Consider the following 26400-nt stretch of genomic DNA (forward strand, 5'->3'; position numbering starts at 1 on the left):
AAGCCTATGTTAGATGTAGAAGCGATTCGCAAGGATTTTCCAATTTTAGACCAGATTGTTAACGATGAACCACTGGTTTATCTGGATAATGCTGCGACGACACAAAAACCACTAGCAGTTCTTGAAACAATCAACCGCTACTATGAGCAGGACAATGCCAATGTTCACCGTGGTGTTCATACCTTGGCTGAGCGAGCAACAGCTTCTTATGAAGCTGCTCGTGAAACCATTCGTAAGTTTATCAATGCAGGCTCTACAAAGGAAGTTCTCTTTACCAGAGGAACGACAACCAGTCTTAACTGGGTAGCTCGCTTTGCTGAGGAAATCCTGACTGAGGGAGATCAAGTTTTGATTTCTGTCATGGAACACCATTCCAATATCATTCCTTGGCAGGAGGCTTGCCGCAAGACTGGAGCAGAGCTTGTCTATGTTTATCTCAAGGGCGGAGCTCTGGATATGGATGACTTGCGAGCTAAATTGACTGATAAAGTCAAGTTTGTCTCCCTAGCTCACGCCTCAAATGTTCTTGGTGTGGTCAATCCGATCAAGGAAATCACGCAATTGGCCCACCAAGTTGGAGCAATCATGGTAGTGGATGGTGCTCAGTCTACGCCACATATGAAGATTGATGTCCAGGACTTGGATGTGGACTTCTTTGCCTTTTCAGGTCACAAGATGGCTGGTCCGACTGGTATCGGTGTCCTTTACGGTAAAGAAAAGTATCTGGAACAAATGTCACCAGTTGAGTTTGGTGGCGAGATGATTGATTTCGTCTATGAGCAATCTGCTAGTTGGAAGGAATTGCCTTGGAAATTTGAGGCTGGAACGCCAAATATGGCAGGTGCTATCGGACTTGCTGTAGCAGTGGATTATCTGGAAAAGATTGGCATGGACGCCATTGAAGCTCATGAACAAGAACTGATTGCATACGTCTTTCCAAAATTGAAGGAAATTGAAGGGTTAACCATTTATGGTTCGCAAGACCTGGTTCAACGTTCAGGTGTCATTGCCTTTAACCTAGGGGATCTTCATCCCCATGACCTAGCTACAGCACTTGATTATGAAGGAGTAGCAGTTCGAGCCGGTCACCATTGCGCCCAACCTTTGCTCCAATATTTGGAAGTCCCAGCAACAGCTCGTGCAAGTTTTTATATCTACAATACCAAGGCAGATTGCGACAAGTTGGTCGATGCCCTACAAAAGACAAAGGAGTTTTTCAATGGCACTTTCTAAACTAGATAGCCTTTATATGGCAGTGGTGGCAGACCATTCGAAAAATCCACATCACCAAGGGAAGCTGGAAGATGCTGAGCAAATCAGCCTCAATAATCCAACCTGTGGGGATGTTATCAACCTCTCTGTTAAGTTTGATGCAGAGGACCGTTTGGAAGATATTGCTTTTCTAAATTCAGGATGCACGATTTCAACTGCCTCTGCTAGTATGATGACAGATGCCGTTTTAGGAAAAACCAAGCAAGAAATTTTAGAACTTGCAACCATCTTTTCTGAAATGGTTCAAGGGCAAAAAGATGAGCGTCAAGACCAACTTGGAGACGCGGCATTCTTATCAGGTGTTGCCAAATTCCCGCAACGAATCAAGTGCGCAACTCTAGCTTGGAATGCCCTTAAGAAAACAATTGAAAATCAAGAAGATAAATAAGAAACATAGAAATATATAATGAAAGAAAGGATATTATGGCTGAAGAAAGAGTAGAACCAAAACCAATTGACCTTGGTGAATATAAATTTGGTTTCCATGACGATGTAGAGCCTGTCCTATCGACAGGAAAAGGATTGAACGAAGAAGTCATTCGCGAATTATCAGCTGCTAAGGGAGAACCTGAGTGGATGTTAGAATTCCGTTTGAAGTCTTATGAAACCTTCAAAAAAATGCCTATGCAAACCTGGGGAGCAGACTTGTCAGAGATTGACTTTGATGACTTGATCTATTACCAAAAACCATCTGATAAACCAGCCCGTTCTTGGGATGATGTACCTGAGAAAATCAAAGAAACCTTTGAACGTATTGGGATTCCAGAAGCTGAGCGTGCTTATCTAGCAGGAGCTTCTGCCCAGTATGAGTCAGAAGTGGTTTACCATAACATGAAGGAAGAGTTCCAGAAATTGGGTATTATCTTTACAGATACGGATTCTGCCCTCAAGGAATACCCAGACTTGTTTAAACAATACTTTGCGAAGTTGGTACCACCGACTGATAACAAGTTGGCAGCCCTCAACTCTGCAGTATGGTCGGGTGGAACCTTTATCTACGTGCCAAAAGGTGTCAAGGTAGATATTCCACTTCAAACCTACTTCCGTATCAACAACGAAAATACAGGTCAGTTCGAACGTACCTTGATTATTGTTGATGAAGGAGCAAGCGTCCACTACGTAGAAGGCTGTACAGCGCCAACTTATTCAAGTAACAGCTTGCACGCTGCCATTGTAGAAATTTTCGCTTTGGACGGAGCTTATATGCGTTATACAACCATCCAAAACTGGTCTGATAATGTCTATAACTTGGTAACAAAACGTGCCAAAGCTTTGAAAGATGCGACTGTTGAGTGGATTGATGGTAACTTGGGTGCTAAAACAACCATGAAATACCCGTCTGTTTACCTTGATGGAGAAGGAGCGCGTGGAACCATGCTCTCTATCGCCTTTGCCAATGCAGGGCAACACCAAGATACGGGTGCCAAGATGATCCACAACGCTCCACATACAAGCTCGTCTATCGTGTCTAAATCCATTGCTAAAGGCGGAGGAAAGGTGGACTATCGTGGACAAGTAACCTTTAACAAGAACTCTAAGAAATCTGTTTCTCACATCGAGTGTGATACCATTATCATGGATGACTTATCAGCGTCAGATACCATTCCGTTTAATGAAATTCACAACTCGCAAGTTGCTTTGGAACACGAGGCCAAGGTATCTAAGATTTCAGAGGAACAACTCTACTACCTGATGAGTCGTGGTTTGTCAGAATCTGAAGCTACTGAGATGATCGTTATGGGATTTGTAGAGCCCTTCACTAAAGAACTTCCAATGGAATACGCAGTTGAGCTGAACCGCTTGATTAGCTATGAAATGGAAGGTTCAGTCGGATAAATCCAAAAAGGAGAAGCAAATGGGATTTTTAAAAAAATTATTCGGTAATGTTGAAAAAGCGAATAAAGGTGAAATTCCTGTCGAGGAAATTGTTCCACCTTTTACAATTGATTTAGCAGAAGAAGCAGATGATTATTGGCGACAAATGGAACAAAACCTCTTGATAAACGCTGTAAAAGCTGCTGGTGGTCCTGAGGCCGTGGAACGTGCTTTTGTTCTTACTAATTTCAAGGAAAATCAAGAAACCTTTGAGCTCTTTTATCAGGTAAATGGTCAACTTCTTTCATGGAGAGAGATGGATGCGACTGTTGTTGATAAAATCAGCAATCAACTCCTTCCGCAAGCGGCAGAAGTAGCGCGTGCAGTAAATGAAAATTATGAAGAGGCAAATGTACCAGTAATCCAGTACGCTATGCTTCAGTTTGAAACTGCAACCATGGCTTGGTTTGGTCGGAAGCTGACAACAGCTTCTCCAGAAGCCCAATTGACTTTTGAAGAATTGGTATCAGGTTGGCGCGCTATTTTGGAACAAGAAGTTCCCAATCGTCCTTTAGATAGTGACCGTCCGTTCCCTTACTTTGAAGTTTAAAAAATCCCAAATCCCTAAAAAACTTTCAATGGAGTATACTGTTGAGCCTACTCGCTTGATCAGTAACAAATTGAAAGAATCAGTGGGTAAAAATGCAAATTCTGAACAGGAATCCTTTCTGTTCAGAATTTTTTTCAAAAAAGGACCTAATAAATATTCACAAAACTGCTTTTATATGGTAAAATAAAACAATTACATTTAGTGGAGATGAAGTATGAATATTTTTAGAACCAAGGATGTTAGTCTGAGACAGACAGAGATGCACCGCCATTTGAAGTTGTGGGATTTGATTCTTCTAGGGATTGGTGCCATGGTGGGGACAGGGATTTTCACCATTACAGGAACAGCAGCGGCTACCCTAGCTGGTCCATCACTAGTGATTTCCATTGTAATTTCTGCCCTGTGTGTTTCTCTTTCAGCTCTCTTTTTCGCAGAATTTGCCTCTCGTGTGCCTGCTACTGGTGGTGCTTATAGTTACCTCTATGCAATTCTAGGAGAATTGCCAGCCTGGATTGCTGGTTGGCTGACCATCATGGAATTCATGACGGCTGTTTCAGGTGTGGCGTCTGGCTGGGCAGCTTACTTTAAGGGATTGCTCAGTAATTATGGTATCTCCATGCCCCAAGCCTTGAATGGAACCTTTAACCCTGAACAAGGTACCTATATCGATCTTCTACCTATTTTAGTACTGACATTGGTAACGGGATTGGTTTTATTAAATTCTAAGGCAGCTTTGAGATTTAATTCGCTTTTAGTGGTCTTGAAATTCTCAGCTCTAGCCTTATTTATCCTAGTTGGTATTTGGTACATCAAGCCAGAAAATTGGTCGAATTTTGCTCCTTTTGGCTTTGGTCAACTATATGGTGGAAGTACTGGGATTATAGCGGGCGCATCTTTGATGTTCTTTGGTTTTCTCGGATTTGAGTCAATTTCCATAGCAGTTGATGAAATTCAAAGTCCGCAAAAAAATATTCCTCGCGGAATTGTGCTTTCTCTAACAATCGTCACCATTCTCTATGCCTTGGTAACCTTAGTATTGACAGGGATTGTTCACTACAGTAAGCTCAATGTGGACGATGCAGTAGCATTTTCATTACGGAGTATTGGTATCGGCTGGGCAGCAAATTATGTTTCGCTTGTAGCCATTCTAACCCTGATAACCGTATGTATCTCTATGACTTATGCTTTATCTCGGATGATTTATAGCTTAGCGCGTGATGGACTTTTACCTCAAAGTTTCAAACAATTAAGCAAGACTAGTCGCGTTCCTAAAAATGCGACCCTTTTAACAGGAGTTGCTTCAGCCATTGCTGCAGGAGTCTTTCCTCTAGCTAGTATTGCAGCCTTCTTAAATATCTGTACGCTAGCTTATCTCATTTTGCTAGCCTACGGAATAATAAAACTCAGAAAGGATAAGGGTATGCCAAAAGAGGGAGAGTTTAAAACACCCTTGGTGCCACTTTTGCCAATTCTTTCCATTCTTATCTGTGTTTCCTTTATGCTTCAATATAGTCTAGATACCTGGATTGCCTTTGGCATCGCTCTTCTAGTTGGTCTAGTTATTTACTTTACTTACGGGTTCCGCCATTCAACCCTCGCAGAAGAAGAATAAAAGCTGGGAATTCCCAGCTTTTTTAATCTTTCACATAAGTAAATCCTTCACCCAGAATTTCATGAGCCTCAGTGATGGTGATAAAGGCTTGAGGATCAATTTTGTGAATCATATCTTTCATTTTAACGATTTCGTTTCGACCGACGATACAGTAGATAATTTTTAAATCCTTTTTGCTGTAGTAGCCTTGACCAGATATAAAGGTAACTCCACGTCCGAGTTCATCGTTAATCTCTTTGGCCAATTGATCAGGATATTGGGTAATAATCATAAATCCTTTACCAGCATAACCTCCTTCGCCGATCAAGTCGATAACACGAGCGATGATAAAGTCAAATAAGAGGGTATAGGTAACTAGACGAAGATCTTGGAAGATAATCAAAATCAACATTAGGATAAAAAAGTCAATCCCAAAAAGCAATTTCCCAATCGAAATATTGGTGTATTTGTTGAGGATACGGGCAACGATATCAGAGCCACCAGTGGTTCCACCAGCATTAAAGATAATTCCTAAACCAACCCCTAGTAAGACTCCTGAGACTAAAGCGACAATGATGAGATCCCCTTGCAAGTCGATGTGCAAAGGAATGCGCTCAAAGATTGCTAGCCAAACGGAAAGTGAAATAGATCCTAAAAGACTGGAGTAGAGGGTCTTAGGTCCAAATATCTTCCAAGCCAGGATAAATAAAGGGATATTGATTAAGAGGTTCATCAATGAGACAGGAATCTTAAAAAGATAGTAGGTAATCAAGGTAATACCTGTCGCCCCTCCCTCAAATAAATGATAAGGAACAACAAAGTAGGTAAGGCCGAAGGCATAGATAGCGGCTCCAAGAATAATGGTGATAATCGGTTGAAGTTTTCGAATCATGGCTGTTCCTCACTTTTCTATAGATAGATTATACCAAAAATTCAGTTCTTTTCATCGGATCACTTATGATTTTTTATCATTTTTTTGATATAATAAAGGAGAAAATCCCAATCCTATCGAAAAGAATAGAAAGATTGAATTATGACACAAGTAAAAATTGTAACGGACTCTTCTGTTACTATCGAACCAGAAGTAGTTAAAGAATTAAATATCACTGTTGTCCCTCTATCAGTTATGATTGATAGTGTGCTTTATTCGGATGCAGATTTGAAAGAGGGAGAATTCCTTCATCTTATGCAACAAAGTAAGAATCTGCCTAAAACAAGCCAGCCACCTGTAGGAGTGTTTGCTGAGGTCTTTGAAGAACTAGGTAAAGATGGCAGTCAAATTATCGCCATTCACATGTCCCATGCCTTGTCTGGAACTGTGGAAGCTGCTCGCCAAGGGGCAAGTCTCTCAACTGCTGATGTAACAGTTATTGATAGTTCCTTTACAGATCAAGCGATGAAGTTCCAAGTTGTTGAAGCCGCAAAACTTGCTAAAGAGGGTAAAGACTTAGAAACGATCTTAGCTCATGTAGAGGACGTCAAAAATCATACAGAACTTTATATCGGTGTTTCGACGCTAGAAAACTTAGTTAAGGGTGGTCGTATTGGACGTGTGACAGGATTACTAAGCTCACTCTTGAATATTCGTGTAGTAATGCAGATGAAAAACCACGAACTCCAACCAATCGCCAAAGGACGTGGAGCGAAAACTTTCAAAAAGTGGCTTGAGGAATTAACCAATACTCTTTCCCAAAAATCAGTTGCAGAAATTGGAATTTCCTATGCTGGAACGAACGAATGGGCGAATGAGATGAAGGCATTATTGCAACCTTATGTTGAGAAGCCAATCTCTGTATTGGAAACTGGCTCTATTATTCAAACTCATACTGGAGAGAATGCTTGGGCAATTCTAATTCGCTACAATTCCTAAAAAAATAGAGAAAAAATGGTCAAAATAGTGTTTTTGACTTGACCTATAGCCGATTTTAGGATATGATTATATTTGTTAATTAGAAATTATTTGGAGGATTTGTTAACATGGCAAACAAACAAGATTTGATCGCTAAAGTAGCAGAAGCTACAGAATTGACTAAGAAAGATTCAGCAGCAGCAGTTGACGCTGTATTTGCAGCAGTAACTGAATACCTTGCAGCTGGTGAAAAAGTTCAATTGATCGGTTTCGGTAACTTTGAAGTTCGTGAGCGTGCTGCACGTAAAGGTCGCAACCCACAAACTGGTAAAGAAATCAAAATCGCAGCTTCTAAAGTACCAGCATTCAAAGCTGGTAAAGCTCTTAAAGACGCTGTTAAATAATGAATTTTCAAAAAGCCTATTGTATCAAGCTTCATTGCTTGGTCGATAGGCTTTTTTTGTTTATTTGAAAAGTTGAGTTATGATTCTGTGCAAAAAGAAAAAGGTTCCCATGTTTGAGAACCTTCTTTTCATTAGTTTTTAGAAGCTGCTTGGAATTCAGGGTTTTTCCATGCTTCATCAATGATAGCTTGCAATTCTTTAGCAGATGCTTGCATTTTTTGAGTTTCAGCGTCGTTCAATGGAATGTTTACTGGACGAACAATACCGTGTGCACCAACAACAGCTGGTTGACCGATAAAGACGTTTTTAACACCGTATTGACCTTCTTGGAAGACTGAAAGTGGAAGTACTGCATTTTCGTCATCAAGGATTGCTTTTGTGATACGAGCAAGTGCTACTGCGATACCGTAGTATGTAGCTCCTTTTTTGTTAATGATTGTGTAAGCAGCGTCACGAACACCTTCGAACAATTCAATCAATTCAGCTTCTTGAACGTTTTGAGTGTCTTTAAGGAATTCCTCAAGGTTTACACCAGCGATGTTAGCATGTGACCAAACCGCAAATTCAGAATCTCCGTGTTCACCCATGATGTAGGCGTGAACGGAACGAGCATCAACATCCAATTTTTCAGCAAGTGCTTGACGGAAACGTGCTGAGTCAAGTGAAGTACCTGAACCGATAACACGTTCTTTAGGGAATCCAGAGAATTTCCAAGTTGAGTAAGTCAAAACGTCAACTGGGTTAGCTGCAACAAGGAAGATACCATCGAAACCTGATTCAACAACTTGTGTTACGATTGATTTGTTGATAGCCAAGTTTTTACCTACAAGGTCAAGGCGAGTTTCACCTGGTTTTTGAGGAGCACCTGCAGTAATAACAACAAGGTCAGCGTCTGCACAGTCAGAGTATTGAGCAGCGTAGATTTTTTTAGGTGAAGTGAAGGCAAGGGCGTGGCTAAGGTCAAGCGCATCACCAACAGCTTTTTCGTGTAATTGTGGAATTTCGATAATTCCAAGCTCTTGTGCAATTCCTTGGTTAACAAGTGCGAAAGCGTAAGATGAACCTACGGCACCGTCACCAACAAGGATCACTTTTTTGTGTTGTTTAGTTGAAGTCATTATCTAAACATCTCCTTCATTTTTTTTTAGGGGAATCCCCAGACAATTTCATTCTATCACTTTTGAAAAGCTTTGTCACGAATATTCTATTCGGTCATCGATGTAAACGTTTTAGTGGTTTTCAAAGACTGAAATGAAGGACAAATTATGGTATAATATATCTAATTACTAATAGTGAAATGAGGCATTTATGAATGCAGGATAGAAATTTAGTGAATGTCAATCTGACAAAGGAGATGAAGACCAGCTTTATCGACTACGCCATGAGCGTTATCGTTGCGCGGGCCCTTCCTGATGTTCGAGATGGCTTAAAACCTGTTCACCGTCGTATTCTATACGGAATGAATGAACTAGGTGTTACACCAGACAAACCTCATAAAAAGTCAGCCCGTATTACAGGGGATGTTATGGGTAAATACCACCCACACGGAGATTCCTCTATCTATGAAGCTATGGTTCGTATGGCCCAGTGGTGGAGCTACCGTTACATGCTTGTTGATGGGCATGGAAACTTTGGTTCTATGGACGGGGACGGTGCTGCCGCGCAGCGGTACACTGAGGCACGTATGAGCAAGATTGCTCTGGAAATGCTTCGTGACATCAATAAAAACACAGTTGATTTCGTAGATAACTACGATGCTAACGAACGTGAACCCTTGGTTTTGCCTGCTCGTTTTCCAAACCTTTTGGTCAATGGAGCAACGGGTATCGCTGTTGGGATGGCAACCAATATTCCACCTCACAACTTGGGTGAAACCATTGATGCAGTGAAGTTGGTTATGGATAATCCTGAAGTGACGACTAAGGACTTGATGGAAGTCTTGCCTGGTCCAGATTTTCCGACTGGTGCTCTTGTTATGGGGAAATCAGGTATTCATAAGGCTTATGAGACTGGTAAAGGTTCAATCGTTCTTCGTTCTCGTACAGAGATTGAAACCACTAAGACGAGTCGTGAGCGTATCGTTGTAACGGAATTCCCTTATATGGTTAATAAAACCAAGGTGCATGAGCATATTGTTCGCTTGGTTCAGGAAAAACGAATTGAGGGCATTACAGCCGTACGTGATGAGTCCAACCGTGAAGGCGTCCGCTTTGTAATCGAGGTTAAACGCGACGCGTCTGCCAACGTTATCCTTAACAACCTCTTCAAGATGACCCAGATGCAAACCAATTTTGGTTTCAACATGTTGGCGATTCAAAATGGTGTGCCAAAAATCTTGTCCCTTCGTCAAATTTTGGATGCTTATATCGAACACCAAAAAGAAGTGGTTGTTCGCCGTACTCGTTTTGACAAGGAAAAAGCAGAAGCGCGTGCGCACATCTTAGAAGGTCTTTTAATTGCACTTGACCATATCGATGAAGTGATTCGTATCATTCGTGCAAGTGAAACAGATGCCGAAGCACAAGCTGAGTTGATGAGCAAGTTCAAGCTTTCTGAACGTCAAAGTCAAGCCATCCTTGATATGCGTCTTCGTCGTTTGACAGGATTGGAACGTGATAAGATTCAGTCTGAATATGATGAGTTGATTGCCTTGATTGCAGATTTGGCTGATATTCTTGCCAAACCTGAACGCGTGGCGCAAATTATCAAAGAGGAATTGGACGAAGTCAAACGCAAGTTTGGTGACAAGCGTCGTACGGAGTTGATGGTCGGAGAAGTCTTAACTCTTGAAGATGAAGATTTGATTGAAGAAACGGATGTCTTGATTACCCTTTCTAATAAGGGCTATATCAAACGTTTGGACCAAGGTGAATTCACTGCTCAAAAACGTGGTGGCCGTGGAGTTCAAGGTACGGGAGTTAAGGATGATGACTTTGTGCGTGAGTTGGTTTCAACCAGCACCCATGATCATCTGCTCTTCTTTACCAATAAAGGACGCGTATACCGACTAAAAGGTTATGAAATCCCTGAATACGGTCGTACTGCTAAGGGCTTGCCAGTTGTCAATCTATTGAAGTTGGACGAAGGTGAGAGTATTCAGACCATCATCAACGTTGAGTCTGAACGTAGTGATGACGCTTATCTCTTCTTTACAACTCGTCATGGTGTCGTGAAGAGAACCAGTGTCAAAGAGTTCGCTAATATTCGTCAAAATGGACTTAAAGCTTTGAATCTTAAGGATGAAGACGAATTGATTAATGTCTTGCTGACAGAAGAAGATATGGATATTATCATAGGTACCAAGTTTGGTTATGCCGTTCGCTTTAATCAATCAGCTGTTCGTGGCATGAGCCGTATCGCGACAGGTGTCCGAGGAGTCAATCTTCGTGAGGGTGACACAGTAGTTGGTGCTAGCGTGATTACAAACCAAGACGAAGTTCTTATCATCACTGAAAAAGGATATGGTAAACGTACACTAGCTACTGAATATCCTACTAAAGGCCGTGGTGGTAAAGGGATGAAAACTGCCAATGTTGCTGAGAAGAATGGTCCTCTGGCAGGTCTCCTCACTGTTAAGGGAGATGAAGACCTGATGATTATCACAGATACAGGTATCATGATCCGTACTAACGTTGCCAATATTTCACAAACTGGACGCTCAACTATGGGAGTTAAGGTGATGCGTCTAGATCAGGATGCTAAGATTGTGACCTTTACAACGGTTGCTGCGGCAGAAAAAGAAGAAGTTGGGACTGAAATTGAAACAGAAGGTGAAGCATAATGTCTCATAAAAAAACGAAAAATAAAAAGAGTAAGAAAAACAAGCGCAGAAATCTATTTATCAATATTTTAGCGGGTTTCTTAATTCTTTTATCGCTAGCTTTGATTTTTAATTCAAAGATTCGTGATATCTTTTTGGTCTGGAATACCAATAAATACCAAGTCAATCAAGTCACTAAGGAAAATATAGATGAAAATCTAAAAACCGAAGGAAATTTTGATTTTGACTCTGTTAAGTCTATTTCATCTGAAGCTGTATTGGCTTCACAATGGGATGCTCAGAAACTTCCCGTCATTGGAGGTATTGCTATTCCCGAAGTGGAGATTAATCTCCCTATTTTCAAAGGGTTGGATAATGTAAACTTGTTCTACGGAGCAGGGACCATGAAACCAGACCAAAGAATGGGAGAAGGGAACTATTCTCTAGCTAGTCACCATATCTTTACTGCTGAAAATGCCAGTCAAATGCTCTTCTCACCTTTGGTCAATGCCAAAGCAGGTATGAAAATTTACCTGACGGATAAGGATAAAGTTTATACTTATGAGATTACAGAAGTTAAACGTGTCACACCTGACCGTGTAGATGAAATTGAAGATCGTGACGGCGTAAAGGAGATTACTTTGGTTACCTGTGTTGATTATAATGCGACCGAGCGTATAATCGTCAAAGGAATCTTTAAAGAATCAAAAGCTTATTCTGAGACTTCTGAGGATATTTTGAAGGCCTTTAATCAACCGTATAGACAACGTTATTAAGAATGAATGAACCAGTGAAGTGCTATTTCACTGGTTTTTTATGTCAACAAATAGGATCAAAATAGTTCGTATGAAAAAGGATAAGAAGGCTTAGGATAAAGATTTTTAAGATAAATATTTTAGAAATTTACGGAAAACGCTTTCTAGAAAACAAGAATTATGTTATAATTATCACAAATAAAAGTTTAGGAGTTTTTTATGGTCTCTTCAGAATTTATTTCAAAGATTGAATTTGCTTGTAAGAAGAAAGAGAGTCTTTATAGCCAAAGTAAGTTTAAGTATGCGATTCGTTCCATGTTTGCAGGTGCCTTTTTAACATTTAGTACGGCTGCGGGTGCGGTTGGGGCTGACTTGATAAATAAAATTGCTCCAGGTAGTGGACGTTTCCTCTTCCCATTTGTTTTTGCTTGGGGATTGGCCTACATTGTTTTCTTGAATGCTGAGCTGGTAACTTCGAATATGATGTTTTTGACAGCTGGTAGTTTCTTGAAAAAAATCTCTTGGAGAAAAACAGCTGAGATTTTACTTTACTGTACCTTGTTCAACCTTATCGGAGCTTTGATAGCAGGTTGGGGCTTTGCCCACTCAGCAGCCTATGCAAATCTAACACATGATAGCTTCATTTCAGGGGTTGTAGAGATGAAGTTAGGTCGTTCCAATGAGTTAGTCTTACTTGAAGGTATTTTAGCCAATATCTTTGTAAACATTGCCATTCTTTCATTTGTTTTGGTGAAAGACGGTGGCGCCAAACTTTGGCTTGTTTTGTCAGCAATTTACATGTTTGTATTCTTAACAAACGAACACATTGCTGCGAACTTTGCTTCTTTTGCGATTGTTAAGTTTAGTGTTGCTGCTGATTCAATTGCTAACTTTGACATACCTAATATTCTTCGTCACTGGGGTGTAACCTTTGTCGGGAACTTTATCGGAGGAGGTCTCTTGATGGGCTTGCCATACGCCTTCCTCAATAAAAACGAAGATACTTATGTAGATTAAAAAACGGGCACGAGTTATATCGTGCTTTTTTGTTTGATGTGTAAGACTAGCCATAGTTATTCCTTATATCAAAATATAGAAAAACGGTATTGGAAAAGGCTAGCCTAAGATGATACAATATCCCTAATGAAGCTATTTGGAGGTCGTCTTATGACTCGTGATTTTAAATTTGAAACTCTACAATTACATGCTGGACAAGTAGTTGATCCAGCGACTAAATCTCGTGCAGTACCGATTTATCAAACAACATCCTTTGTTTTTGATGACACGCAAGAAGGTGCCGATTTGTTTGCTTTGAGAAAACCTGGCAATATCTATACTCGTATTACCAACCCTACAACAGCGGCATTTGAAGAAAGAATCGCAGCTCTTGAAGGTGGTGTTGGAGCACTAGCGACAGCATCAGGTATGGCTGCTGTAACCTACACTATTTTGGCGCTTGCTCACGCAGGTGACCATGTGGTGGCTGCGTCAACTATTTACGGTGGTACTTTCAATCTCTTGAAAGAAACCCTTCCTCGTTATGGAATCACAACAACCTTTGTGGATGTGGATAATTTGGAGGAAGTGGAAGCAGCTATCGGTGACAATACCAAACTTGTCTTGATTGAAACCTTGGGGAACCCCTTAATTAACATTCCTGACTTAGAAAAATTGGCTGAGATTGCGCATAAACACAAGATTCCTCTCGTTTCGGACAACACTTTTGCCACACCATATTTGATTAACGTCTTCTCTCACGGTGTAGATATTTCCATTCACTCAGCAACTAAGTTTATCGGTGGGCATGGTACGACTATTGGTGGAGTGATTGTTGATAGTGGTCGTTTTGACTGGGAGGCTTCAGGGAAATTCCCTCAATTTGTTGAGGAAGACCCAAGTTACCATAACTTGAGCTATACTCGTGATGTGGGTGCGGCAGCCTTTATTATCGCTGTTCGTGTTCAATTGCTTCGTGATACAGGTGCTGCCTTGTCGCCATTTAATGCCTTTCTCTTGCTTCAAGGGCTTGAAACTCTCTCTCTTCGTGTGGAACGTCACGTGCAAAATGCAGAGAAAATTGTTGATTTCCTTGTAAATCATCCTAAGGTAGAGAAGGTAAATTATCCAAAACTAGCTGACAGTCCATATCATGCCTTGGCTGAGAAATATTTGCCAAAAGGTGTTGGTTCAATCTTTACCTTCCATGTTAAAGGCGGAGAGGCAGAAGCTCGCAAGGTAATTGATAATTTGGAAATCTTCTCTGACCTTGCAAACGTGGCAGATGCCAAATCTCTTGTTGTCCATCCTGCGACAACCACTCACGGTCAGTTGTCAGAAAAAGATCTAGAAGCAGCAGGTGTAACACCAAACCAAATCCGCTTGTCTATCGGTCTTGAAAATGTAGAGGATTTGATTGAAGATTTGCGTTTAGCCTTGGAAAAAATTTAAAGTAAAAGATATAAACAGTGGGTTTCGACTCACTGTTTTTGATTTTCCCTCAGGCATGATATAATGGTTACAGAAGTTTAGAAAGAGGAAAGTTATGAACGAAATCAAATGTCCCAACTGTGGGGAAGTCTTTACAGTAAATGAGAGTCAGTATGCCGAACTCTTATCCCAAGTGAGAACGGCTGAGTTTGATAAGGAACTGCACGATCGAATGAAGCAGGAGCTGGCCTTAGCTGAGCAAAAGGCCATGAATGAGCAACAGACTAAACTGGCTCAGAAGGATCAAGAAATTGCGCAATTACAGAGTCAAATCCAAAACTTTGATACAGAGAAAGAGTTAGCTAAGAAAGAAGTTGAGCAGACAAGTCATCAGGCTTTATTGGCAAAGGACAAGGAAGTACAGGCCTTGGAAAACCAATTGGCTACCTTGCGTTTAGAGCATGAAAATCAACTGCAAAAGACCCTTTCTGACTTAGAAAAAGAACGCGATCAGGTCAAAAATCAGCTCCTCTTGCAGGAAAAGGAAAATGAGTTATCTTTGGCTTCTGTTAAGAAAAATTACGAAGCTCAGCTCAAGGCAGCTAGTGAACAGGTCGAGTTCTATAAGAATTTCAAAGCCCAACAATCCACAAAAGCTATCGGGGAAAGTTTGGAACAGTATGCAGAGAGTGAGTTTAACAAGGTTCGTAGTTTTGCCTTTCCAAATGCCTACTTTGAGAAGGATAACAAGGTCTCTGCGCGTGGGTCTAAGGGGGACTTTATCTTCCGTGATTTTGATGAAAATGGTCTAGAATTCATTTCCATTATGTTTGAGATGAAAAATGAAGCGGATGGGACTGAGAAGAAGCACAAGAATGTAGATTTTTACAAAGAATTGGACAAGGATCGTCGGGAGAAGAACTGTGAATATGCCGTTTTGGTGACTATGTTAGAAGCAGATAATGACTACTTTAACACAGGGATTGTTGACGTCAGTCACGAGTATGAAAAGATGTATGTGGTTCGTCCTCAGTTCTTTATTCAGTTGATTGGTCTCTTACGTAATGCTGCGCTTAATTCTTTGAAATATAAGCAAGAGTTGGCCTTAGTTCGGGAGCAAAATATCGATATTACCCATTTTGAAGAAGACTTGGATGCCTTCAAAGTAGCTTTTGCCAAAAACTACAACTCTGCTTCGACCAACTTTGGAAAAGCAATCGATGAAATCGACAAGGCCATCAAACGGATGGAGGAAGTCAAAAAGTTCCTAACCACATCTGAAAACCAACTCCGCCTCGCTAATAACAAACTGGAAGATGTTTCAGTTAAAAAATTGACCCGAAAAAATCCAACCATGAAAGCGAAGTTCGAAGCGCTGAAGGGAGAGTGAGGAAAAAACACATGAACGGTATTATCAACTTAAAAAAAGAAGCGGGGATGACTTCGCATGATGCGGTTTTTAAGCTGCGTAAGATTTTGGGGACAAAGAAAATCGGTCATGGTGGGACCTTGGATCCGGATGTGGTGGGTGTTTTGCCCATTGCGGTTGGTAAGGCGACACGCATGGTCGAGTTTATGCAGGACGAGGGCAAGGTCTATGAGGGGGAAATCACTCTAGGTTATTCAACAACGACCGAGGATGCTAGTGGAGAAGTGGTCGCAGAGACTCCTGTTTTGTCGCTCTTGGATGAAACCATTGTCGATGAAGCGATTGCTAGTCTGACTGGGCCTATCACTCAGATTCCACCGATGTACTCGGCTGTCAAGGTCAATGGTCGCAAGCTCTATGAGTATGCGCGTGCTGGTCAGGAAGTGGAGCGTCCAGAACGTCAGGTGGCTATTTATCAATTTGAGCGGACTAGTCCGATTTCTTATGAGGATCACCTCGCACGTTTTACATTTCGTGTGAAATGTAGTAAGGGGACTTATATCCGTACCTTGTCAGTTGATTTGGGAGAGAAGCTGGGTTATGCGGCCCATATGTCCCATTTGACTCGGACGAGTGCAGCAGGTTTACAGTTAGAAGATGCCTTGACTTTGAATGAAATTGCTGCAAAAGTGGAGGCTGGTCAACTGGACTTTCTCCATCCTCTAGAGATTGGTACGGGGGATCTTGTTAAAGTTTTCCTAAGTCCAGAAGAGGCTACAGAAGTGCGATTTGGTCGTTTTATTGAGTTAGACCAAACAGACCAAGAATTGGCTGCCTTTGAGGGGGATAAATTGCTAGCCATTTTAGAAAAAAGAGGCAATCTCTACAAACCAAGGAAGGTTTTCGGCTAGTCTAACTGGAGTGAAAGTATTAGAATTGTTATCCATAATCTATCCAAAATCAGACTATAAATTTTGTAAAAAATGTGATAAAATAGACGTCGGATAAAAAAACGGAGGATAGCATGCAAAATAGACCAATCATTATCGGAGTGACAGGTGGTTCTGGTGGTGGTAAGACCAGTGTTTCAAGAGCCATTTTATCGCATTTTCCTGATGAAAAGATTTCCATGATTGAGCATGATTCTTACTACAAGGATCAGTCTCACTTGACCTTTGAAGAGCGTGTCAAAACCAACTACGACCATCCATTTGCCTTTGATACAGACTTGATGATTGAGCAGATTAAGGAATTGTTGGCAGGGCGTCCGGTGGACATCCCGACTTATGACTATACAGCGCATACACGGAGTAGCAAGACCTATCGTCAGGAGCCTCAAGATGTCTTTATCGTTGAGGGGATTTTGGTCTTGGAGGACAAGCGCCTGCGCGATTTGATGGATATCAAGATTTTTGTGGATACAGATGATGATGTGCGTATTATTCGTCGTATCAAGCGTGATATGGAAGAGCGTGGCCGTAGTTTAGATAGCGTTATTGACCAGTACTTAGGTGTAGTTAAACCTATGTATCACCAGTTTATCGAGCCGACCAAGCGTTATGCGGATCTCGTCATTCCTGAAGGGGTTAGCAATACAGTTGCTATCGACCTTTTGACCACCAAAATTTCTAAGATTTTGGAAGAAGCGCGAAACAGTAAATAATCAGATGAGGAGGCCTAGCCTCCTTTTTCTATTTTTCCTTTAGTTTCAGTAGGAAAAAGGTGATTTTTAAGCATGTTTTTGGTATAATAATACCCATGGAAAAGCAAGAAAATGAATAGTAGGTGGAGATGGAAAAGTATTTATCGGTAACAACTTTGACCAAGTATCTGAAAATGAAATTCGATAAAGACCCTTACTTGGAACGGGTCTATTTAACTGGTCAAGTTTCCAACTTTCGTAAACGACCTACTCACCAATATTTCTCCTTAAAAGATGACCATGCAGTTATTCAAGCGACCATCTGGTCAGGGATTTATCAAAAATTAGGTTTCGACCTGGAAGAAGGAATGAAGATCAATGTAATTGGGCGTGTGCAGGTCTATGAACCAAGCGGTAGTTACTCTATCATCATTGAAAAAGCTGAGCCTGATGGGGTTGGGGCGCTAGCGATTCAGTTTGAACAACTTAAGAAAAAATTGACGGAAGAAGGTCTATTTCAAGAGAGATTCAAGCAACCTCTTCCCCAGTTTGCTAAGCGAATCGGTGTGGTAACCAGTCGCAGTGGAGCTGTTATTCGAGATATTATCACGACCGTCAGCAGACGCTTTCCAGGTGTTGGCATTCTTCTCTATCCGACTAAGGTGCAAGGTGATGGAGCTGCGGAGGAAATTGCTCGAAATATTGCGCGTGCCAATCAACGTGAGGACCTAGATGTTCTCATCATTGGTCGCGGTGGTGGTTCCATCGAGGATCTCTGGGCCTTTAACGAAGAGATTGTGGTACGGGCTATTTTTGAATCTCGTTTGCCAGTTATTTCTAGTGTTGGGCATGAGACAGATGTGACCTTGGCGGACTTTGTGGCCGATCGTCGTGCTGCGACGCCAACAGCTGCGGCTGAATTGGCAACGCCTGTGACCAAGTTGGATCTCTTGAGCCATTTACAAAATCAAGAAAAACGAATGGCAACAGCAGTCCGAAATGTCCTATCTAAGAAACAAGAAGCTCTGAAAAAATGCAGTCAGTCAGTCATCTTTAGACAGCCAGAGCGCTTGTACGATGGATATTTGCAACGGTTAGATCAACTACAACTGCGATTAAAACAAAGTTTGCGAACACGGATTTCTGATAATAAACAGCTAGTCCAAGCAAGGACGCATCAACTAGTCCAATTATCACCTATAACCAAAATCCAGCGTTATCAAGACCGTTTAGGTCAGTTGGACAAGCTCCTACGTAGCCAAATGGCGCTGGTTTATGATGCCAAGGTTGCTGAAGTCAAGAGACTTTCAGAAGCTCTACTGATGTTGGATACCAGTCGAATCGTGGCGCGTGGTTATGCAATTGTCAAAAAAGAAGAGTCAGTAGTAGATTCGGTTGAGATGTTGAATAAAAAAGACCAAGTGACGCTTTTGATGCGAGATGGTCAAGTAGAATTAGAGGTTAAAGATGTCAAAACAAAAGAAATTTGAGGAAAATTTAGCAGAACTGGAGACCATTGTCCAAAGTTTAGAAAATGGTGAAATCGCTCTGGAAGATGCGATTGCTGCCTTTCAAAAGGGAATGGTCTTGTCAAAAGAGCTCCAAGCGACGTTAGACAAGGCTGAAAAGACCTTGGTTAAGGTCATGCAAGAAGACGGGACAGAAAGTGATTTTGAATGAAGAAGCAAGAAAAATTAGCTCTTGTCGAGTCTGCCTTGGAAGATTTTTATGGAGACCAGCAGTTTGCCTCTAGTTTGCGAGAGTCTGTTCTCTATTCCGTTCATGCTGGTGGCAAGCGTATTCGACCTTTTCTCTTGTTAGAGGTTCTGGAAGCCTTGCAAGTCGCTATTAAACCAGCACACGCGCAGGTGGCTGCGGCCTTGGAAATGATTCATACAGGGAGCTTGATTCACGATGATCTTCCAGCCATGGATGATGATGATTATCGTCGGGGGCGTTTGACCAATCATAAGAAATTCGGTGAAGCGATGGCAATTTTGGCAGGAGATGCCTTGTTCCTAGACCCCTATGCTTTGATAGCGCAGGCAGATTTGCCAAGTCAGATTAAGGTGGACTTGATTGCCAACTTATCCCTTGCTTCAGGAAGTCTGGGCATGGTAGCAGGGCAGGTTTTAGATATGGAAGGCGAACACCAACATTTGTCTTTGGAAGAATTACAAACTATTCATGCTAATAAAACAGGAAAATTACTAGCCTATCCTTTCCAAGCAGCAGCTATCATAGCAGAATTAGCACCAGAATTACAAGCAAAACTGAAGAATGTGGGTGACTTGATCGGACTGGCCTTTCAAGTCAGAGATGATGTGCTGGATGTGACTGCTAGTTTTGAGGAAATTGGCAAGACGCCGCAAAAGGATTTACAGGCAGAAAAGTCAACCTATCCTGCCTTGTTGGGTTTGGAGGAGGCCATTGCCTTTTGTAACCAAACTTTGGATCAAGCCGAGGCTAAATTAGAACAAATTGCCCAGCAAGTCAGCTTTGAAACAGCGCCGATTGTGAAAGTAGTAGAAAGTTTGAGAATCAATGGCTAAGGAAAGAGTGGATGTACTAGCTTATAAACAGGGCTTGTTTGAAACGCGAGAACAGGCCAAGCGCGGTGTCATGGCTGGACTAGTCGTAGCAGTCCTTAATGGAGAACGATTTGACAAACCAGGAGAGAAAATCCCAGATGATACTGAACTAAAACTCAAGGGTGAAAAACTCAAGTATGTCAGTCGAGGTGGTCTAAAACTAGAGAAGGCCTTGCAGGTCTTTGATTTATCAGTGGATGGAGCAACCACGATTGATATTGGGGCTTCCACTGGAGGATTTACTGATGTCATGTTGCAAAATGGTGCTGAGTTGGTCTTTGCAGTCGATGTTGGTACCAATCAGTTGGCTTGGAAATTACGCCAAGACCCACGGGTTGTCAGCATGGAGCAGTTTAATTTTCGTTATGCTGAAAAGACTGATTTTGAGCAGGAACCAAGCTTTGCCAGTATTGATGTGAGTTTCATTTCCCTCAGTCTGATTTTACCTGCCTTGCACCGTGTCTTGGCAGATCAAGGGCAGGTGGTGGCTCTGGTTAAGCCCCAGTTTGAAGCAGGTCGTGAGCAGATTGGAAAGAATGGAATCATTCGCGATGCCAAGGTTCATCAACATGTCCTTGAATCTGTCACTTCTATGGCAGTTGAGCAAGGTTTTTCAGTGCTTGGATTAGACTTTTCTCCCATCCAAGGTGGACATGGAAATATCGAATTTCTGGCATATTTGAAAAAGGAAGAGGGCGCAAGTAATCAAGTTGCCCCTGAAATAGAAAAAGTTGTAGAGAGAGCACATAGAGAATTTAAAGATGAATAAAAAAGAGAGACTTGAAAAAATTAGAAGATTTGTTACGGATTATCAAATCGGGACTCAGGAAGAAATCGTTGAGCATTTGAAGGAAGCAGGTATTTCTGCTACGCAAGCCACTGTCTCAAGGGACATCAAGGAGCTTGGGATTGTTAAAATTCCTTTGAAGAACAATACTTATATCTATGAGTTGCCAAAATCAATCGTCAAGAGTTTGCAGTTGGCTGAGGACAATATTGTGAGTTCTGAGTTAATGGGAAATATGATCAACCTTTCTGTCATCCCTGGAAATACTATTTTTGTGAAGAGTCAGTTGGTTGAAGCATTTTCTGAACAGATTTTTAGCTGTCTAGCTGACGATGATTCTATCTTAATTGTAGCTAGAACAGCAGAGGCAGCTGAAGAAATTGTTGAACAAGTCAAAAAATGGTAGGTCAGTATGTTACTTGAAATTTCGATAAAAAACTTTGCCATTATTGAGGCGATTTCCCTCAATTTTGAAAAGGGTATGACTGTTTTGACTGGGGAAACGGGTGCTGGAAAGTCTATTATTATCGACGCTATGAATCTCATGTTGGGGGCTCGTGCAACGACAGATGTTATTCGTCACGGTGCGCCAAAGGCAGAGATTGAGGGGCTTTTCTCGGTTGAAAACAGTCGCCTTTTACAGGAACTTTTTGATGAGCAAGGTTTAGAATTGGGGGATGAGATTATCATCCGCCGGGAAATTTTGCAAAATGGTCGTAGTGTTAGTCGCGTGAATGGCCAGATGGTCAATCTTTCTGTCTTGCGTGCCATTGGGCAACACCTTGTGGATATCCATGGTCAGCATGACCAAGAGGAGTTAATGCGTCCTCAACTGCACATCCAGATGTTGGATGAGTTTGGTGATGCTGCTTTCTTGGACTTGAAGGAGACCTATCAGACGAGCTTTGATGCCTATCGCAAAATGCGCAAGCAGGTTTTGGAAGTCAAGAAAAACCAGCAGGAACATAAGGCTCGTATTGAGATGTTGGAATTTCAAATGGCAGAGATTGAGGCAGCGAACTTACAGGCTGGTGAAGACTTAGCTCTCAACCAAGAACGAGATAAACTCCTCAATCATAAAAATATTGCGGATACGCTAACCAATGCCTACAGTATGCTGGACAATGAGGAATTCTCCAGTCTTGCTAATGTCCGTTCAGCCATGAATGACATGGAAAGTGTTGAAGAATACGACCCTGAATACCGTGAAATTTCAAGTTCTCTGTCTGAGACCTACTATGTTTTAGAAGATATTACAAAGCGTTTGGAAGATATTATTGAGGACTTGGATTTTGATGGCAATCGTCTCATGCAGGTTGAAAATCGCTTAGACCTTCTGAATACTATTACCCGCAAGTATGGTGGAACTGTGGACGACGTTTTGCTTTATTTTGCCAAGATTACGGAAGAGTACAATCTCTTGACTGGAAATAATCTTTCTTCTGAAGACATGGAAGCAGAGCTCAAGAAATTGGAAGTCACTCTTGTTGATTTGGCAGGTCAGCTTGCATCAGCTCGTCATGATTTGGCCCAGCAGCTTGAGGCTGAGATTAAACAAGAACTTCAGGACCTCTATATGGAGAAGGCACAATTCCAGGTTCGCTTTAGTAAGGGCAAATTTAGTCGTGAGGGGAATGAAACAGTTGAATTTTACATTTCCACCAACCCAGGTGAGGACTTTAAGCCTTTGGTCAAAGTTGCGTCCGGTGGGGAATTATCTCGTCTTATGTTGGCTATCAAGTCAGCCTTTTCTCGTAAGGAAGGCAAGACCAGTATTGTCTTTGATGAGGTGGATACGGGAGTTTCAGGTCGTGTAGCTCAGGCCATTGCTCAGAAGATTCATAAGATTGGTCAGCATGGTCAGGTTCTTGCTATTTCTCACCTTCCACAAGTGATTGCCATCGCGGATTATCAATTCTTTATTGAGAAGATTAGCGATGAGCATTCTACGGTGTCGACGGTTCGCCTTTTGACTTTAGAAGAGCGAGTAGAGGAAGTAGCTAAAATGTTGGCTGGGGAAAATGTAACAGAAGCTGCCCTTACTCAAGCCAGAGAATTATTGCAAACGAGGATGAAATAAATGACAGACTATTATGTAATTGGAGATGTTCACGGGAAAGCAGGTATGCTAGAAGAACTGCTCAAAACCTGGGATGGTCAAACTCAGTTGCTTTTTCTGGGGGATTTGATTGACCGTGGTGAGGATAGTCGCCGTGTTCTAGAAATGGTCAAAGATTTGGTGGACAATCATGGAGCTATCTGTCTATCAGGAAACCATGAGTATATGTTTCTGACTTGGCTCGATGATCCAGAAGAAAGCTATGACCATTATCGTCGCAATGGTGGAGATACAACTATTAACTCTATTTTAGGTCGTCCCTTGGATGCGCCAGTTGATGGCGTAGAAGATGCCAAACGGGTTGCGACAGAAGCGGCAGACTTGGTCGAATTTATTCGTCAAATGCCATTTGTGGTGGAGACAGACAAGTATATCTTTGTTCATGCGGGTATTGACTTGACCTTGGAAGACTGGCATGAAACCACAGATTATAAGAAAGTCTGGCTCAGAAAGCCATTCCACGAAGCCGAAAATCATACTGGAAAAACTATTGTATTTGGGCATACACCAGTTTATGGTTTGCTCAAGCAAGACCGAGGTACTGCTGAGCTTTGGATAACAGAGGATGGCAAGATTGGCATGGATGGAGGAGCTGTCTATGGCGGTGTCCTTCATGGGATTGTCTTTACTGACCAAGGAATGACAGAACACCACTTTATCGAAAATGATGGCTTTATTGCCGAAGATTAGTACTCCTAGCAGGGTATGGTCTTGTCAAAATGTTAAAAACAATTTATAATTAATAGATACCCTGAAAGGAAGAGCATCATGAACTTAGAAGATTTGAAAAAACGACAGGAGAAGATTCGGAACTTCTCTATTATCGCCCATATTGACCATGGGAAATCAACCCTAGCAGACCGCATTTTGGAAAAGACGGAGACGGTTTCTAGTCGTGAAATGCAAGCCCAACTTCTGGATAGTATGGATCTTGAGCGTGAACGTGGGATTACCATTAAACTCAATGCCATTGAGCTCAATTATACTGCAAAAGATGGTGAGACCTATATTTTCCACTTGATTGACACACCTGGGCACGTGGACTTTACCTATGAAGTGTCGCGTTCATTAGCGGCCTGTGAAGGAGCGATTTTGGTGGTTGATGCGGCCCAAGGGATTGAGGCTCAAACTCTTGCTAACGTTTATCTAGCCTTGGACAATGATTTGGAAATCTTGCCCGTCATTAACAAGATTGACCTACCAGCAGCTGATCCAGAGCGTGTGCGTACAGAGATTGAGGACGTCATTGGACTAGATGCCAGCGAAGCAGTCTTAGCTTCAGCCAAAGCTGGTATTGGTATTGAAGAAATTCTTGAGCAGATCGTTGAAAAAGTGCCAGCTCCTACTGGTGATGTTTCAGCTCCATTAAAAGCTTTGATTTTCGATTCCGTTTACGATGCTTATCGCGGGGTCATCCTCCAAGTGCGTGTTATGGACGGAGTGGTCAAACCTGGCGATAAGATTCAACTCATGAGCAATGGCAAGACCTTTGATGTGACGGAGGTCGGTATTTTCACGCCGAAAGCAGTTGGTCGTGATTTCCTTGCGACTGGTGACGTTGGTTATATTGCGGCTTCTATCAAGACGGTTCAAGATACCCGTGTGGGTGATACAGTGACCCTAGCAAGCAATCCTGCAGCAGAACCACTAGACGGCTACAAGCAGATGAATCCTATGGTCTTTGCAGGTCTCTATCCAATTGAGTCAAATAAGTACAATGACCTTCGTGAAGCCCTTGAAAAATTGCAGCTCAACGATGCCAGCTTGCAGTTTGAACCTGAAACGTCACAGGCTCTTGGATTTGGTTTCCGTTGTGGATTCCTTGGGCTTCTCCATATGGATGTTATCCAAGAACGTTTAGAGCGCGAGTTCAACATTGACCTCATCATGACAGCTCCATCAGTTATCTATAAGGTTAACCAGACTGATGGTGAGTCTATGGATGTGTCTAACCCCTCTGAATTTCCAGACCCAACCAAGATTGCGACTATTGAAGAGCCTTATGTCAAGGCGCAAATCATGGTACCGCAGGAGTTTGTCGGAGCGGTGATGGAACTGGCTCAGCGCAAACGTGGAGACTTTGTGACCATGGATTATATTGATGATAATCGTGTCAATGTTATCTATCAAATTCCACTTGCTGAAATCGTCTTTGACTTCTTTGATAAGCTTAAGTCTTCGACGCGTGGTTATGCAAGTTTTGACTACGAATTGTCAGAGTATCGCCCATCTAAACTTGTCAAAATGGATATCCTTCTCAATGGGGACAAGGTGGATGCCCTCAGCTTTATCGTTCACAAGGATTTTGCCTACGAACGTGGGAAACTCATCGTGGATAAGCTCAAGAAAATCATCCCTCGTCAACAGTTTGAGGTACCAATTCAAGCAGCTATTGGGCACAAAATCGTGGCTCGTACTGATATCAAGGCTCTTCGTAAGAACGTACTTGCCAAGTGTTATGGTGGTGACGTTTCTCGTAAACGCAAACTCCTTGAAAAACAAAAAGCTGGTAAGAAACGCATGAAGGCCATCGGATCAGTAGAAGTCCCACAAGAAGCCTTCCTTAGCGTCTTGAGCATGGATGAAGAATAGAAATAGAAAATAAAACTCTTGAAGATTTTTCAAGAGTTTTTGCTTTAAATGTGAGCTATAAAATCGTAAACTAACAGAATCGATCAGGTTAGAATTTGACAGAAGTCCCTATTTTTCTTATAATGCAGATGGAAAGGTGGTAGGATGAAAAAATTATTAATTTTAGGTACTGTAGTTACTGCTAGTGTTTTTCTAGCTTCATGCTCTAATAAATCGCAAACAGCAACCGAAGAAAGTTCGACTGCGGTTGTTAGTTCTTCAAGAAGTCAGGAAACGAATAGCACTAGTTCTGCTGTTTCTGAAGCGAAAAAGGAAGAGACGCAAATCATCGGTTCGAATGAATATGGATTTGTCAAGGTACCCAAATCATGGGTTCGATTCCATGAAGTAGAAGGTGGAAATGATATACAGTATTGTGATGGAACAGATATCAACATTGTTACGCTGAATACCTTTAAGGCTGAGCAGTTCAATATCAGCGAAGAAGAATATGCTAAACTGGATGTTGTGACTGTCTCATCTAGTATTTTAACTTCCAAAGAACAAAGCTCTGATTTCAGTAAGGTTTGGGGCTCCAAATCGACCATTGGAGGCTATGAAGCCTATGTTGTCAATGCAATTGCTAAATCAGGGAAATACCTCGTTACTTGGGTCTTCCGATCAAATGATGGTAAAATCCGCTATGTTTCACTTGAAGGGGATGGGGAAACTTTAAAAACAATCTTACCGATGGTTGAAAGTAGCTGGTCAACTACTAAATCTGAATAAAAGAAAAAAAGAAGATTCTTGGTCTTCTTTTTATTTTTTTTACGAATAG

At 41.7% G+C, this 26400-nt stretch carries 25 protein-coding genes; 23 read left to right on the forward strand and 2 right to left on the reverse strand.

Annotated elements, in window-relative coordinates; genetic code table 11:
* Positions 1-6: 6 nt before the first annotated feature.
* The 5 genes from A6J84_RS02435 to A6J84_RS02455 all read left to right on the forward strand — a co-directional run bounded on the left by A6J84_RS02435 (position 7) and on the right by A6J84_RS02455 (position 5309).
* A complete protein-coding gene (locus tag A6J84_RS02435) occupies positions 7-1233 on the forward strand; it encodes a cysteine desulfurase (RefSeq protein ID WP_095725965.1) in 1227 nt (408 codons plus the stop codon).
* The gene (gene sufU, locus A6J84_RS02440; protein ID WP_007522144.1) at positions 1220-1660 is read left to right on the forward strand and encodes a Fe-S cluster assembly sulfur transfer protein SufU; all 441 of its coding nucleotides are present in this window, start codon (positions 1220-1222) and stop codon (positions 1658-1660) included. The genes A6J84_RS02435 and sufU overlap by 14 nt, the downstream gene beginning before the upstream one ends.
* A 35-nt stretch (positions 1661-1695) precedes the next feature.
* Positions 1696-3108, forward strand: coding sequence for a Fe-S cluster assembly protein SufB (sufB, locus tag A6J84_RS02445; protein WP_000797056.1), 1413 nt, complete (start codon positions 1696-1698; stop codon positions 3106-3108).
* A gap of 19 nt (positions 3109-3127) precedes the next feature.
* Positions 3128-3697 carry a hypothetical protein gene (locus A6J84_RS02450; RefSeq protein ID WP_000506262.1) on the forward strand — a complete coding sequence of 190 codons (570 nt, stop codon included), beginning with the start codon at positions 3128-3130 and terminating at the stop codon, positions 3695-3697.
* A gap of 214 nt (positions 3698-3911) precedes the next feature.
* On the forward strand, positions 3912-5309 hold the full coding sequence (locus A6J84_RS02455; RefSeq protein WP_095725966.1) for an APC family permease: 1398 nt from the start codon (positions 3912-3914) through the stop codon (positions 5307-5309).
* 22 nt (positions 5310-5331) lie between these two features.
* Here A6J84_RS02455 and A6J84_RS02460 read toward each other — a convergent pair whose 3' ends face one another.
* Positions 5332-6180: a YitT family protein gene (locus tag A6J84_RS02460; protein WP_000619787.1), complete on the reverse strand. Its 849-nt coding sequence runs from the start codon at positions 6178-6180 to the stop codon at positions 5332-5334.
* Positions 6181-6321: 141 nt separating this feature from the next.
* Here A6J84_RS02460 and A6J84_RS02465 point away from each other — a divergent pair, with 141 nt between their 5' ends.
* Both A6J84_RS02465 and A6J84_RS02470 read left to right on the forward strand, forming a co-directional pair.
* Entirely contained in the window at positions 6322-7158 is an 837-nt protein-coding gene (locus tag A6J84_RS02465) for a DegV family protein (protein ID WP_000195456.1), read from the forward strand.
* Positions 7159-7265: 107 nt separating this feature from the next.
* Complete coding sequence (locus A6J84_RS02470; protein ID WP_001284636.1) at positions 7266-7541, forward strand: HU family DNA-binding protein; 276 nt, start codon at positions 7266-7268, stop codon at positions 7539-7541.
* Between the two features lie 131 nt (positions 7542-7672).
* On the opposite strand, the gene A6J84_RS02475 is transcribed toward A6J84_RS02470, so the two are convergent.
* Entirely contained in the window at positions 7673-8659 is a 987-nt protein-coding gene (locus tag A6J84_RS02475; protein WP_000204722.1) for an L-lactate dehydrogenase, read from the reverse strand.
* Positions 8660-8853: 194 nt separating this feature from the next.
* Here A6J84_RS02475 and gyrA point away from each other — a divergent pair, with 194 nt between their 5' ends.
* From gyrA to A6J84_RS02555, 16 genes are all read left to right on the forward strand, one after another.
* Entirely contained in the window at positions 8854-11322 is a 2469-nt protein-coding gene (gyrA, locus tag A6J84_RS02480) for a DNA gyrase subunit A (protein ID WP_095725967.1), read from the forward strand.
* A complete protein-coding gene (locus A6J84_RS02485; protein WP_084857599.1) occupies positions 11322-12077 on the forward strand; it encodes a class A sortase in 756 nt (251 codons plus the stop codon). Before gyrA ends, A6J84_RS02485 begins: the two co-directional genes overlap by 1 nt.
* A 198-nt stretch (positions 12078-12275) precedes the next feature.
* Positions 12276-13073, forward strand: a complete 798-nt coding sequence (locus A6J84_RS02490; RefSeq protein ID WP_000254787.1) for a formate/nitrite transporter family protein — start codon at positions 12276-12278, stop codon at positions 13071-13073.
* Positions 13074-13223: 150 nt separating this feature from the next.
* Entirely contained in the window at positions 13224-14504 is a 1281-nt protein-coding gene (locus tag A6J84_RS02495) for an O-acetylhomoserine aminocarboxypropyltransferase/cysteine synthase family protein (protein ID WP_070684001.1), read from the forward strand.
* Between the two features lie 94 nt (positions 14505-14598).
* The gene (locus A6J84_RS02500) at positions 14599-15873 is read left to right on the forward strand and encodes a DUF2130 domain-containing protein (protein ID WP_049518808.1); all 1275 of its coding nucleotides are present in this window, start codon (positions 14599-14601) and stop codon (positions 15871-15873) included.
* Positions 15874-15884: 11 nt separating this feature from the next.
* The gene (truB, locus tag A6J84_RS02505) at positions 15885-16763 is read left to right on the forward strand and encodes a tRNA pseudouridine(55) synthase TruB (RefSeq protein ID WP_025168842.1); all 879 of its coding nucleotides are present in this window, start codon (positions 15885-15887) and stop codon (positions 16761-16763) included.
* Positions 16764-16876: 113 nt separating this feature from the next.
* Positions 16877-17515: a uridine kinase gene (udk, locus tag A6J84_RS02510; protein WP_049518807.1), complete on the forward strand. Its 639-nt coding sequence runs from the start codon at positions 16877-16879 to the stop codon at positions 17513-17515.
* A 128-nt stretch (positions 17516-17643) separates the two neighbouring features.
* On the forward strand, positions 17644-18984 hold the full coding sequence (gene xseA / locus A6J84_RS02515) for an exodeoxyribonuclease VII large subunit (protein ID WP_070657561.1): 1341 nt from the start codon (positions 17644-17646) through the stop codon (positions 18982-18984).
* Entirely contained in the window at positions 18962-19174 is a 213-nt protein-coding gene (locus A6J84_RS02520) for an exodeoxyribonuclease VII small subunit (RefSeq protein ID WP_000043226.1), read from the forward strand. The genes xseA and A6J84_RS02520 overlap by 23 nt, the downstream gene beginning before the upstream one ends.
* Complete coding sequence (locus tag A6J84_RS02525; RefSeq protein WP_095725968.1) at positions 19171-20046, forward strand: polyprenyl synthetase family protein; 876 nt, start codon at positions 19171-19173, stop codon at positions 20044-20046. The genes A6J84_RS02520 and A6J84_RS02525 overlap by 4 nt, the downstream gene beginning before the upstream one ends.
* A complete protein-coding gene (locus tag A6J84_RS02530) occupies positions 20039-20854 on the forward strand; it encodes a TlyA family RNA methyltransferase (protein WP_095725969.1) in 816 nt (271 codons plus the stop codon). Before A6J84_RS02525 ends, A6J84_RS02530 begins: the two co-directional genes overlap by 8 nt.
* On the forward strand, positions 20847-21278 hold the full coding sequence (locus A6J84_RS02535; protein ID WP_001034391.1) for an arginine repressor: 432 nt from the start codon (positions 20847-20849) through the stop codon (positions 21276-21278). Before A6J84_RS02530 ends, A6J84_RS02535 begins: the two co-directional genes overlap by 8 nt.
* Before the next feature lie 6 nt (positions 21279-21284).
* Entirely contained in the window at positions 21285-22952 is a 1668-nt protein-coding gene (gene recN, locus A6J84_RS02540) for a DNA repair protein RecN (protein WP_095725970.1), read from the forward strand.
* Entirely contained in the window at positions 22953-23681 is a 729-nt protein-coding gene (locus A6J84_RS02545; protein ID WP_084943383.1) for a metallophosphoesterase family protein, read from the forward strand.
* Between the two features lie 78 nt (positions 23682-23759).
* Complete coding sequence (gene lepA, locus A6J84_RS02550; protein WP_001047156.1) at positions 23760-25583, forward strand: translation elongation factor 4; 1824 nt, start codon at positions 23760-23762, stop codon at positions 25581-25583.
* A 144-nt stretch (positions 25584-25727) separates the two neighbouring features.
* The gene (locus A6J84_RS02555; protein ID WP_084859835.1) at positions 25728-26351 is read left to right on the forward strand and encodes a hypothetical protein; all 624 of its coding nucleotides are present in this window, start codon (positions 25728-25730) and stop codon (positions 26349-26351) included.
* Positions 26352-26400: the final 49 nt, after the last annotated feature.

The organism is Streptococcus sp. FDAARGOS_256 (assembly GCF_002289235.2).
GTDB lineage: Bacteria > Bacillota > Bacilli > Lactobacillales > Streptococcaceae > Streptococcus.

Coding starts and splice junctions, on each gene's coding strand:
- sufB (WP_000797056.1), top strand. CDS start 1,696: ATGGCTGAAGAAAGAGTAGAACCAAAACCAATTGACCTTGGTGAATAT.
- A6J84_RS02460 (WP_000619787.1), bottom strand. CDS start 6,180: ATGATTCGAAAACTTCAACCGATTATCACCATTATTCTTGGAGCCGCT.
- udk (WP_049518807.1), top strand. CDS start 16,877: ATGCAAAATAGACCAATCATTATCGGAGTGACAGGTGGTTCTGGTGGT.
- A6J84_RS02530 (WP_095725969.1), top strand. CDS start 20,039: ATGGCTAAGGAAAGAGTGGATGTACTAGCTTATAAACAGGGCTTGTTT.
- A6J84_RS02485 (WP_084857599.1), top strand. CDS start 11,322: ATGTCTCATAAAAAAACGAAAAATAAAAAGAGTAAGAAAAACAAGCGC.
- A6J84_RS02450 (WP_000506262.1), top strand. CDS start 3,128: ATGGGATTTTTAAAAAAATTATTCGGTAATGTTGAAAAAGCGAATAAA.
- A6J84_RS02500 (WP_049518808.1), top strand. CDS start 14,599: ATGAACGAAATCAAATGTCCCAACTGTGGGGAAGTCTTTACAGTAAAT.
- truB (WP_025168842.1), top strand. CDS start 15,885: ATGAACGGTATTATCAACTTAAAAAAAGAAGCGGGGATGACTTCGCAT.
- A6J84_RS02435 (WP_095725965.1), top strand. CDS start 7: ATGTTAGATGTAGAAGCGATTCGCAAGGATTTTCCAATTTTAGACCAG.
- A6J84_RS02465 (WP_000195456.1), top strand. CDS start 6,322: ATGACACAAGTAAAAATTGTAACGGACTCTTCTGTTACTATCGAACCA.
- A6J84_RS02470 (WP_001284636.1), top strand. CDS start 7,266: ATGGCAAACAAACAAGATTTGATCGCTAAAGTAGCAGAAGCTACAGAA.
- A6J84_RS02525 (WP_095725968.1), top strand. CDS start 19,171: ATGAAGAAGCAAGAAAAATTAGCTCTTGTCGAGTCTGCCTTGGAAGAT.
- A6J84_RS02495 (WP_070684001.1), top strand. CDS start 13,224: ATGACTCGTGATTTTAAATTTGAAACTCTACAATTACATGCTGGACAA.
- xseA (WP_070657561.1), top strand. CDS start 17,644: ATGGAAAAGTATTTATCGGTAACAACTTTGACCAAGTATCTGAAAATG.
- A6J84_RS02490 (WP_000254787.1), top strand. CDS start 12,276: ATGGTCTCTTCAGAATTTATTTCAAAGATTGAATTTGCTTGTAAGAAG.
- recN (WP_095725970.1), top strand. CDS start 21,285: ATGTTACTTGAAATTTCGATAAAAAACTTTGCCATTATTGAGGCGATT.
- A6J84_RS02455 (WP_095725966.1), top strand. CDS start 3,912: ATGAATATTTTTAGAACCAAGGATGTTAGTCTGAGACAGACAGAGATG.
- gyrA (WP_095725967.1), top strand. CDS start 8,854: ATGCAGGATAGAAATTTAGTGAATGTCAATCTGACAAAGGAGATGAAG.
- sufU (WP_007522144.1), top strand. CDS start 1,220: ATGGCACTTTCTAAACTAGATAGCCTTTATATGGCAGTGGTGGCAGAC.
- A6J84_RS02475 (WP_000204722.1), bottom strand. CDS start 8,659: ATGACTTCAACTAAACAACACAAAAAAGTGATCCTTGTTGGTGACGGT.
- A6J84_RS02520 (WP_000043226.1), top strand. CDS start 18,962: ATGTCAAAACAAAAGAAATTTGAGGAAAATTTAGCAGAACTGGAGACC.
- A6J84_RS02545 (WP_084943383.1), top strand. CDS start 22,953: ATGACAGACTATTATGTAATTGGAGATGTTCACGGGAAAGCAGGTATG.
- lepA (WP_001047156.1), top strand. CDS start 23,760: ATGAACTTAGAAGATTTGAAAAAACGACAGGAGAAGATTCGGAACTTC.
- A6J84_RS02555 (WP_084859835.1), top strand. CDS start 25,728: ATGAAAAAATTATTAATTTTAGGTACTGTAGTTACTGCTAGTGTTTTT.
- A6J84_RS02535 (WP_001034391.1), top strand. CDS start 20,847: ATGAATAAAAAAGAGAGACTTGAAAAAATTAGAAGATTTGTTACGGAT.